Source organism: Xanthomarina sp. F1114, from assembly GCF_026410255.1.
Classification (GTDB): Bacteria; Bacteroidota; Bacteroidia; order Flavobacteriales; family Flavobacteriaceae; genus Xanthomarina.
On the sequence record NZ_JAPMLL010000015.1, the window covers coordinates 85,962 to 96,344 of the forward strand.

The 10,383-nt window shown below is 33.0% G+C and carries 8 protein-coding genes and 1 pseudogene; 8 read left to right on the forward strand and 1 reads right to left on the reverse strand.

The annotated features are described in order from the left end of the window. Positions 1-450: 450 nt before the first annotated feature. The 4 genes from trhO (at position 451) to OS188_RS12840 (ending at position 4,031) form a co-directional block, all read left to right on the forward strand. Positions 451-1,524, forward strand: a complete 1,074-nt coding sequence (gene trhO, locus OS188_RS12825) for an oxygen-dependent tRNA uridine(34) hydroxylase TrhO (protein ID WP_267149252.1) — start codon at positions 451-453, stop codon at positions 1,522-1,524. Between the two features lie 11 nt (positions 1,525-1,535). Then, positions 1,536-2,780 (forward strand): peptidase U32 family protein, encoded by a 1,245-nt coding sequence (locus OS188_RS12830; protein ID WP_267149253.1) that lies wholly within the window; start codon positions 1,536-1,538, stop codon positions 2,778-2,780. Then, a complete protein-coding gene (locus OS188_RS12835) occupies positions 2,780-3,010 on the forward strand; it encodes a ferredoxin (protein WP_267149254.1) in 231 nt (76 codons plus the stop codon). Before OS188_RS12830 ends, OS188_RS12835 begins: the two co-directional genes overlap by 1 nt. Positions 3,011-3,131: 121 nt before the next feature. After that, entirely contained in the window at positions 3,132-4,031 is a 900-nt protein-coding gene (locus OS188_RS12840; protein ID WP_267149255.1) for a radical SAM protein, read from the forward strand. Here the strand turns inward: OS188_RS12840 and OS188_RS12845 are convergent. After that, positions 4,028-5,443 carry a peptidoglycan DD-metalloendopeptidase family protein gene (locus OS188_RS12845; protein ID WP_323370457.1) on the reverse strand — a complete coding sequence of 472 codons (1,416 nt, stop codon included), beginning with the start codon at positions 5,441-5,443 and terminating at the stop codon, positions 4,028-4,030. The genes OS188_RS12840 and OS188_RS12845 overlap by 4 nt on opposite strands. A 276-nt stretch (positions 5,444-5,719) precedes the next feature. Here OS188_RS12845 and OS188_RS12850 point away from each other — a divergent pair, with 276 nt between their 5' ends. The 4 genes and pseudogenes from OS188_RS12850 to OS188_RS12865 form a co-directional block, all read left to right on the forward strand. Beyond that, positions 5,720-6,904: a PSP1 domain-containing protein gene (locus tag OS188_RS12850; RefSeq protein WP_267149256.1), complete on the forward strand. Its 1,185-nt coding sequence runs from the start codon at positions 5,720-5,722 to the stop codon at positions 6,902-6,904. Beyond that, a complete protein-coding gene (locus tag OS188_RS12855; protein ID WP_267149257.1) occupies positions 6,894-7,376 on the forward strand; it encodes a gliding motility lipoprotein GldH in 483 nt (160 codons plus the stop codon). Before OS188_RS12850 ends, OS188_RS12855 begins: the two co-directional genes overlap by 11 nt. A 53-nt stretch (positions 7,377-7,429) precedes the next feature. Next, the gene (locus tag OS188_RS12860; protein WP_267149258.1) at positions 7,430-9,769 is read left to right on the forward strand and encodes a penicillin-binding protein 1A; all 2,340 of its coding nucleotides are present in this window, start codon (positions 7,430-7,432) and stop codon (positions 9,767-9,769) included. 423 nt (positions 9,770-10,192) lie between these two features. Further along, positions 10,193-10,383, forward strand: a pseudogene (locus tag OS188_RS12865) (hypothetical protein); the annotation flags it as partial.

Genomic DNA, 10,383 nt, shown 5'->3' on the forward strand with positions numbered 1-10,383 from the left:
CTTTACAATTTTATCACGCAACCTTTTTGTACTTTCTGCATCTACTATATAAAGTGGGAAAATTTTAACTGTGAAAAAGAAAATAAATAAGCTCGCTTAAAATACATCATAGTTTAAATATGAAGGATTTTAAAAGACATTTTAATATTATTCGATTTTAAAACTATAAAAATTTTAAACAAATGAAATTTTTTAAAAAATGTATTATCTCATTAGGTGTTACAGTTGTTATCTTTTTAAATAGCAACTGTAAAGCCGAAGGCGGTTAACTCGTAAGAATGTTTTTTCTATTTAGTAATTAAATTAAAAAATATTAATAACGAGTTAGTCTACTTAAAGCACTTTATAAAATATTATAAAGTGCTTTTTGTTTTAAGTAAATTCATAAAAAAATAAAAAACATTACCTTTGCAGCCAAAATAATCTTTAACCTTAAAAAATTAGTATAGCATGCAACTGTACAATACCTTAAGCGCTAAAGAAAGAGTAGAACTAATCGAGCAAGCGGGAAAAGAACGCTTGACAATCTCTTTCTATAAATACGCAAAAATTGACAATCCTGAAATTTTTAGAGATCACCTATTCCTAGCATGGAATAAATTAGACGTTTTAGGACGTATTTATGTGGCTCATGAAGGCATAAATGCCCAACTTTCCGTTCCAGCAGATAACTTTAACCTGTTTAAAAAACACTTAGATACTATTTCTTTTTTAGAAAATGTACGCTTAAATATTGCCATTGAACACGATAATTTTTCGTTTTTAAAATTAAAAGTGAAAGTCCGTGATAAAATTGTGGCCGATGGATTAAAAGATGAAACTTTTGATGTAACCAATAAAGGAGTTCATGTTGAGGCAGAACAGTTTAACGAACTGATAGACGATCCAAACGTAGTTTTGGTTGATATGAGAAATCATTACGAAAGTGAAATTGGTCATTTTAAAAACGCTGTAACTCCAGATGTGGATACGTTTCGAGAATCCTTAGATATTATTGAAGCAGATTTAAGAGATCATAAAGAAGATAAAAAACTTGTTATGTATTGCACTGGTGGAATCCGTTGCGAAAAAGCAAGTGCATATTATAAACACAAAGGTTTTAAAAATGTCTATCAGTTAGAAGGTGGTATCATCAATTACGTGAGACAAGTTGAGGCTAAAGGTTTAGAAAATAAATTTATAGGTAAGAATTTTGTGTTCGACGAGCGACGTTCAGAGCGAATTTCTGAAGATATTATTGCGCACTGTCACCAATGTGGCGAACCGGCCGACTTACATACTAATTGTGCAAACGATGCTTGTCATTTACTATTTATTCAGTGTGACACTTGTAAAGAAAAAATGGAAAACTGTTGTTCTTCTCATTGTCAGGAGATAATTCAATTACCCTACGAAGAACAAAAAAACATGCGTAAAGGACAAGGTAATAGTAACGATATCTTTAAAAAAGGCAGAGCAGACCACCTACCATATAAAAAAGATTTACGCAATATTTTTGAAAATTTTAAAAGCAAAACTTCTTAAAACTTCAAATCATGCAACATATAGAATTAATGGCGCCCGCAGGAAACTTCGAGTCGCTACAGGCAGCTTTAGATAATGGTGCAAACTCTGTGTATTTTGGAGTGGAGCAATTGAATATGCGAGCGCGATCAACCGTCAACTTTACTCTTGAAGACTTACCTGAAATAGCAAGAAGGTGCGAAAAAAATAATGTTAGAAGTTATTTAACCTTAAACACCATTATTTACGACCACGATTTATCCATTGTAAAAACCTTATTAAAGCAGGCCAAAGCTGCTAATATTACGGCAGTAATTGCTATGGATCAGGCAGTAATTGCTTCTGCAAGAGAAATTGGCATGGAAGTACATATTTCTACTCAATTAAATATTACCAATATTGAAACGGTTAAATTTTACAGCTTATTTGCCGATACCATGGTATTGAGTAGAGAATTGAGTTTACGTCAAGTTAAGAAAATTACCGAACAAATAGAAAAAGAACAAATAAAAGGACCTTCAGGTAGATTGATTGAAATAGAAATATTTGGTCATGGTGCACTTTGTATGGCGGTTTCGGGAAAATGTTATATGAGTTTACATTCGCATAATTCTTCGGCAAATAGAGGTGCATGTAAACAAAATTGTAGAAAAAAATATACGGTTATCGACCAGGAAACTGGTTTCGAAATGGAATTAGATAATGAATACATTATGTCTCCAAAAGACTTATGTACTATCGATTTTCTAGATGAAATTGCCGATGCCGGAATAAAAGTTTTAAAAATTGAAGGTCGTGGTCGCGCACCTGAATATGTAGCAAAAGTAATTAAATGCTATAGAGATGCCATTGATAGTGTAGCCAATGAAACTTACAATAAAGAAAAAGTAATTTCCTGGATGCAAGAACTTGAAAAAGTTTATAACCGTGGGTTTTGGAGCGGCTATTATTTAGGTCAGAAGTTAGGCGAATGGAGTACAGGTTCTGGATCTCATGCCACTCAAAAGAAAGTGTATTTAGGAAAAGGTACGCATTTTTACCCAAAAGCTAAAATTGGAGAATTTAAAATTGAAGCTTTTGATATAGCTGTGGGCGACACTATTTTAATAACCGGTTCAACAACAGGTGCAAAAGAGATGGAAGTGACAGAGATGATGATAAATGACACGAAATCTGATAATGCTTCTAAAGGAGATGTAGTGACTATTCCGGTAGATTTTAGAATTAGACCTTCGGATAAATTGTATAAAATTGTTGAAAATAAAGTAGAAGCCTAATGGTAATTGTTACCTTACAGCGCAATAAATGTATAGGATGTAATTACTGTGTGGAAATGGCGCCAAATCAGTTTCAAATGTCTAAAAAAGACGGAAAAACGGTGTTGTTACACACGAAAGAAAGAAAAGGGTTTTATACCTTAAAATCGAATGACCATTCTATTTTAGAAGCCTGTGAAAATGCTTCGAAAGCTTGTCCAGTTAACATAATAAGCGTTAAAATAAATTGAAGAGCCCATTAGTAAAATGAATATTTACAAACTGTTACAAATTAATAGGAAGATAAAAAGCCATAGAATTAAATTCTTAGGCCTTTATATATTGCACAAGTTTAATCAGCGCTATTTAGCTGTGAACTTAGATCCTGTTTTGGCCTGTAATTTACGTTGTAAAATGTGCTATTTTACAGACGCTGATTACGTAAAAACCTTAAAAGGACAGTTTAAAGAGGGCGAATTAAATCAAGTAGCCAAAACCATTTTTAGTCGAGCTCTAAAACTTCAAATTGGTTGTGGTACAGAACCAACTTTATATAAAGATTTAGTAAAAGTTGTAGAACTGGGGAAAACCTATAACGTGCCATATATTTCTATTACTACCAATGCAAATTTGTTGGACGAAGAAAAAATTGAAGCTCTTTTAAAAGCAGGATTAAACGAGTTTACTATCTCACTTCATGGAGTTCATAAAGAAAGCTATGAAAATTTTATGCAAAAGGCGAGTTATGAAAAATTTCATAATGCCTTTAAAGCTTTTGAAAAATTAAAAAAACAATACGATTTCAAAGTTCGGATTAATTATACCTTTAACAAGGATAATTTTTACGAATTAGCCGATTTTTTTAAGCATTTTAATGGCGAAAGTTTCGATATTCTTCAAATTCGTCCCATTCAGAAGATTGGAAATACCGAATACAACGATTTTGATTTAGATAGTATCCGAGACGATTATCCACCATTAATTCAAGATATTAGAAAACAGTGCAAGGATAATCATATAACCTTGTTGGCTCCTTATACCATTCCTAAAAATCAAAGTCTAAATGCCTCCAGTTTAATTTTCGATTATACGTTCTGTTATGTCTCTCCCCAAAAATTCTGGAGAGAGGGATTCGATTGGAAAAACGAAAGTTTCAACGCGTATTCCAAAAAAATTGGATGGAGTAAATTAATACTGTCAAATGTATTTAAATCTGAAAAAGAACTTAAATCCCTTACAAATAGACTTAATTATGAGATTGAATTTAATTAATCTTTTATTAGCTTAAAACTCTCCTGTTCGTTTTCTATAGAAACAACTGTTAGAAAATACATCCCCTTAGATATATTAGAGATATCCAAATTGTAAATGGAATTTTCATTAAAATACACAGACTTAATTATCTTTCCACGTACATCATAAATTGTGGCAGATTCTAAGGTTTTTCCTGTTTTAATAGCAACATTATGTGTTGCTGGATTTGGATAAATACGTGTTGATTCAATAGTTTCTTCCTCCATACTTAAAGTACTTATATTAAAACTATGTGTTACTGTTTCGCCAGCATAGGTAGCTTGCCATTTCCATTCGCCTATTTGGTCGTACATATCAGAAAAATACCAATAATAATACCAAGAAGAAGCTGTAGTTTCAACGGTTAGGTCCCAATCGTAAAGAAAAGAGTTGTCAGGTTTAATAATAGAAAAATGAATAATATCTCCAGCTACCTGATCTTTAAAATAGGCTGCAAAATAAATGGTGTCATCCGTACTAAAATTATCACTTGTATTTGGAGTTTCGGTTGTCGGACAAGGAGGAAAAATATCTGGAGCATTATCATGTGTTAAAACCGCACTAATTCCAGAATCATTATATGGAATCTGCGATTGCCACCAGCTTGTTGCATTCATATCGTTACAGTCGCCCATAAATGGATCTATTAATTGTGTATAGGAACTGTTTGTATAAATTTCAAAATGTAAATGTGGCCCTGTAGAGTTTCCAGAACTTCCAACAATACCAATTACTTCGCCAGTATCTACCATATCTCCTACATTTTTAGTGGTAACCGAACCATTTTTCATATGGCCGTACCAAGCTATACTACCATCGTTATGCTGAACATAAACGGCATTCCAAACATTGTTGTTAAAGTTGCAGCTTCTGTCAAATTCGCCATCTCCCTTAGCAATTATTTGTCCGGGAGCGGCTGCAATAATTTCGGTTTGATTATCGTCCATTTGCTTCCAAGAAAATGGCCATAAATACATGTCAACGCCTTGATGGTTATAACCATTAGCACTGTCGTAAGTTCTTGTGCCGCAATTGTAATCTGTTAGTTGATTTGGATAAGCTGAATTATGATCTACATAACCAGAAATTGACCAGGTGTTATTATAATCAAATCCGGCAGCTTGCTGAATTGGCCATATAAATAATGGATGACTGCCACGGTTATTACTTTCGTTAAATGCTAATTTGTTTTGACGTTTTAAAGCTTCAATATTGTTTTGGGTTTCGGTTTTAATAGCATCTCGTTGTGCTTCGGTTAAACAAGGGATTTTATTTTCGTTAAACACATATTCGGCACTTGTCATAACCGATTTAAAGTCTTGAGCCTTAGCAGTATAAAAAGGAAATAAAACTAGGCAAATTAGAAGTGGTAAAGGAAAAATTGATTTCATAGTTATAGTTTTAAGTGATTTATACCTTCATCGTAAAAAACTAAAAATGTGAGCATAAAAATGTTTAATATTTCATTTTAAAACAAAGAAACAATTAAAAGTATTTTGCAAATAACTGATTTTAAATTAGTTGCAACTCTGTTTGTTTTCTCAAAGCAAGCTAGACGATATGCATTTTAACTTAATAAATAATCTTATCTTTACATTTTTAAAAGGATTATTAATCTTCTTCTGTAAAACTTCAGGTTTTTCAGAATCAATATATACATAAATTTTATGGCTTGTAACAGTTGCTCAACTGGAAAAGACGGACAGCCCAAAGGATGCAAGAACAATGGTACTTGTGGCACAGATAGTTGTAATAAACTAACCGTGTTCGATTGGTTAGCAAATATGTCGCTTCCCAACGGTCAAGAGCCTTTTGACTGGGTAGAAGTACGTTTTAAAAACGGCAGAAAACACTATTATAAAAATACAGAAAAATTAACTTTAAGCATTGGAGATATTGTTGCTACACAGGCACAATTTGGTCACGACGTTGGTATGGTTACCCTAACGGGCGAACTGGTTAGAATTCAAATGAAAAGAAAAAAGGTTTCCGAAAAAGATGAGGAAATCTTAAAAATTTACCGAAAAGCGTCGCAAAAAGACATTGATATTTGGTCTGAATACAGAGACAGAGAAGAACCAATGAAAGTGAAAGCGCGTCAATTTGCTATTGATATCAACCTGCAAATGAAGATTTCGGATATAGAGTTTCAAGGCGATGGAAGTAAAGCCACTTTTTATTATACGGCCGAAGATCGTGTAGATTTTAGAGAGCTGATAAAATTATATGCCAGGGAATTTAAAACCCGAATCGAGATGAAGCAAGTAGGTTTTCGTCAAGAAGCATCTAGACTTGGTGGTATTGGATCTTGTGGAAGAGAATTATGCTGTTCAACTTGGTTAACAGATTTTCGCTCTGTTAGTACGTCGGCTGCACGTTATCAACAACTCTCTTTAAACCCACAAAAGTTAGCAGGGCAATGTGGAAAATTAAAATGCTGTTTAAATTACGAGTTAGATACTTATTTAGATGCGCTTAAAGATTTTCCTAAATCCGATGTTAAACTATACACTCAAAAAGGTACCGCCGTTTGTCAGAAAACAGATATTTTTAAAGGACATATGTGGTTTGCTTATGAAGGAGAATGGAGCAATTGGCATGTAATAACAAAAGACCAAGCCAAAGAAATTATAGAATTAAATAAGAAAAAAGAGAAAGTAGCTAGTTTAGAAGAATATGCTACAGATTTAATTCAAGATACTAAAAACGAATTTGAAAACGTTGTAGGACAAGATAGTTTAACCCGTTTCGACTCTAAAGGACCGAGTAAAAAACATAAGAGAAACAGTAAAAATAAAAACAGAAATAAAAAAAGAAGAAAACCCCAAAACAATAAAAATAATGCGAAATAGTGCTTTGCTCCTTCTTTTAGCTCTTCTTCTAGCATCTTGCAACTCTAAAAGTGTGTACGACACCTACAAGTCTGTACCCAATAAATGGCATAAAGATTCTATAATTAGTTTTACAATACATCCACCAGACACTTTAAATACGTATAACTTATTTGTAAACCTTAGAAATAATAACGATTATAAATACAACAACTTGTTTTTAATTGTCGAAATGAAGTTTCCACACGGAAAAACTTTAAAAGATACTTTAGAGTATAAAATGGCCAAACCAACAGGCGAATTTTTAGGCACAGGATTTGCGGAAGTCAAAGAAAATAAACTTTGGTATAAAGAACAGGTTATTTTTAATGAAGACGGAGATTATACTGTAAACATCCAACAAGCCATGAGAGAAAATGGTAAAGAAAAGGGAGTTGTAAATTTAGAAGGAATAACAGATATTGGATTTCAGGTTGAGAAAACTCAAAATTAACTCAGATAATTTTTTAAACTTAAGAACGTTTAACCTTAAGTTATGTAACATATATGGCTAAAACAAAAAAGAAACAAAAAGAAAAAGTTCAAGATTATTCAAGCTATGTTCGCTGGTTTTGGAAACTGTTTATTGCAGGTATTTTATTTGTTGTACTCCTATTTTTATTAGCATCCTGGGGTGTTTTTGGCAAACTTCCAGATCATACTATTCTAGAAAACCCTAAAACCAATTTAGCAACAGAAATTATTTCTTCTGATGGAAAAACATTAGGGAAATTTTATTTTAACGATAATAGAACCCCAGTAGGTTACGACGATTTGCCCCAGCATTTAGTAGATGCCTTAATTGCTACCGAAGATGCGCGTTATTACGAACACTCAGGAATAGACGCCAGAGGAACCTTAAGAGCTATTGTTAAATTAGGAAAAGGTGGAGGAGCCAGTACCATTTCGCAACAATTAGCAAAACAATTATTCCATGGCGAAGGTTCTACTAATACGTTTAGTAGAATTACTCAAAAATTAAAAGAATGGATTATTGCCATTAAATTAGAACGTCAATATACTAAGGAAGAAATTATTGCCATGTATTTTAATATCTACGACTTTGGTAATAATGCAGATGGTATCCGTTCTGCATCAAGTATTTATTTCGACAAAGAACCTAACCAGCTAGATATTAAAGAAGCAGCCATGTTGGTTGGAATGTTTAAAAACTCTTCCTTATACAATCCGCGAGATCACAGAAATCCTGTTGGGACTAGAAACAGAAGAAATGTGGTATTGCATCAAATGGAAAAATACGGTTATATAACTAATAAAGTTGAAGATTCTTTGCAGAAAACCGAATTAGATTTGCACTATACACCACAATCTCATCGCGACGGGATTGCCACTTATTTTAGAGCTTATCTTGATGGTTTTATGAAAGATTGGATAAAAAATAATCCAAAACCAGATGGCGAAAAGTACAACTTATATGGCGATGGTTTAAAAGTTTATACAACCATAGATTCTAGAATGCAGAAACATGCCGAAGATGCTGTTCTTCAACACATGCCAAGGCTTCAAGCAGAGTTTGATCATCAAAATACACCAGATAGAAATCCAACAGCACCATTTTTAGAATTGAGTAAAAGTGAAATCGAATCACTTATGAACCGTTCTATGAAACAAAGTGAACGTTGGAGGCATATGAAATACGATTTAAATAAATCTGACGAGGAGATTATAACCTCCTTTAATACTCCAACGCAAATGAGTATTTTTTCCTGGAAAGGAGAAATAGATACTATTATGAAGCCAATGGATTCCATGCGTTATTATAAGTCGTTTCTACATACAGGAATGATGTCTATGGACCCGCAAACCGGGCATGTAAAAGCATGGGTTGGAGGTGTAAATTATAGACATTTTCAATACGATCATGTAAAGCAAGCTAGAAGACAAGTAGGTTCTACATTTAAGCCTTTTGTATATGCAACAGCTGTAGACCAATTGCACCTATCTCCGTGCGATGAGCTTCCTAATACACAAATTACAATAGAAGCTGGTAAATTTGGAAATCCAGATCCATGGACGCCTAAAAACTCCGATGGTCAATACGGTGGCGCACGAACCTTGAAAAATGCTTTAGCAAACTCTATAAATACTATTACTGCCAGATTAATGGATAAAGTAGGACCACAACCAGTAGTCGATTTGGTTAAGAAGTTAGGTGTAGAAGCAGAAATTCCAGTAGTACCTTCTATTGGTTTAGGAACAGCCGATTTAAGCGTGTACGAAATGGTTGCTGCTTATTCAACCTTTGCCAATAAAGGGGTTTATACCAAGCCAGTTATGGTAACACATATAGAAGATAAAAACGGAACTATTTTATATCAATTTACTCCAGAATCCAGAGATGTGTTAAGCGAAGAAGTTGCTTATGTTACCGTAAAACTAATGGAGGGTGTAACAGAAAGTGGTTCGGGTGCCAGATTAAGACGTACTTGGATGCCAGAAAGTGGCATGTATAAAGAAATAATGACTGGATACCCATACGGATTTACAAATCCAATTGCTGGTAAAACAGGAACCACACAAAACCAAAGTGATGGTTGGTTTATGGGAATGGTACCAAACTTAGTAACCGGAGTCTGGGTAGGTGCAGAAGATAGAGCAGCCCATTTTAGAACCATTACTTATGGGCAAGGAGCTTCTATGGCATTACCAATTTGGGGAGTTTATATGAAAAGCTGTATTGGAGATGAAGAATTAGAAATATCTACTTCAGATTTTGAAAAGCCTTTAAACCTGTCCATTGAGGTAGACTGCGCAGACTATAATCCAGATAGTAACTCAGACCCAAATAATCAAAACATTGAGGTTCCTGATGAATTAGACTTTTAATTCACTAGAAAAACGAAACATATTAATTAAGCCATTCTTTTTAGAATGGCTTTTTTTATTAAACACTTATTTCTCATCAGAGCCTTATACAACTCCTGCAAAACCAATTTTCTTTAAGATTTTAGACTTTAAAAATCAAAACAAGCCCATTTTACGGTAAAACCGTAATTAAAAAACACGAATTTCATCACTTTTCGATGAAATGCATAAATTTCTTACAAAACCTGGAATAAACCGTTTTTTTTTTTTTATAAGTTTGACATGTTAAAAGTTAAGATATTAAGTTTTTAAGGCTTGATAAAGTTACTGGATTAATATTGCTTGTAGCAACATTTATTTTTAGTTTAAATTCTTGCAGTAATGAGGAATACGAGGAAGGAATAAATAAAACCGTATAAAAAAATCAATTTAAAATATATTATTATGAGAAATGCAATTGCCTTGTTTTTAATAAGTTTATTAATGATTTCATGTAGTAATGCAGATGATGAAAATAATAATCCAAATTATTACAATTTACGTAATGGAGTTGAATTTAAAGTGTCATCATCCTCTGGGATTGATTTATTAAACCCAAATAATGCAAATGCTTATCTAGAAAATAAAATCAAAAT

Bases quoted from the DNA above. Each gene is read 5' to 3' on its own strand.
- OS188_RS12860 (WP_267149258.1), top strand. From the start codon at position 7,430: ATGGCTAAAACAAAAAAGAAACAAAAAGAAAAAGTTCAAGATTATTCA.
- OS188_RS12830 (WP_267149253.1), top strand. From the start codon at position 1,536: ATGCAACATATAGAATTAATGGCGCCCGCAGGAAACTTCGAGTCGCTA.
- OS188_RS12850 (WP_267149256.1), top strand. From the start codon at position 5,720: ATGGCTTGTAACAGTTGCTCAACTGGAAAAGACGGACAGCCCAAAGGA.
- trhO (WP_267149252.1), top strand. From the start codon at position 451: ATGCAACTGTACAATACCTTAAGCGCTAAAGAAAGAGTAGAACTAATC.
- OS188_RS12855 (WP_267149257.1), top strand. From the start codon at position 6,894: ATGCGAAATAGTGCTTTGCTCCTTCTTTTAGCTCTTCTTCTAGCATCT.
- OS188_RS12835 (WP_267149254.1), top strand. From the start codon at position 2,780: ATGGTAATTGTTACCTTACAGCGCAATAAATGTATAGGATGTAATTAC.
- OS188_RS12845 (WP_323370457.1), bottom strand. From the start codon at position 5,443: ATGAAATCAATTTTTCCTTTACCACTTCTAATTTGCCTAGTTTTATTT.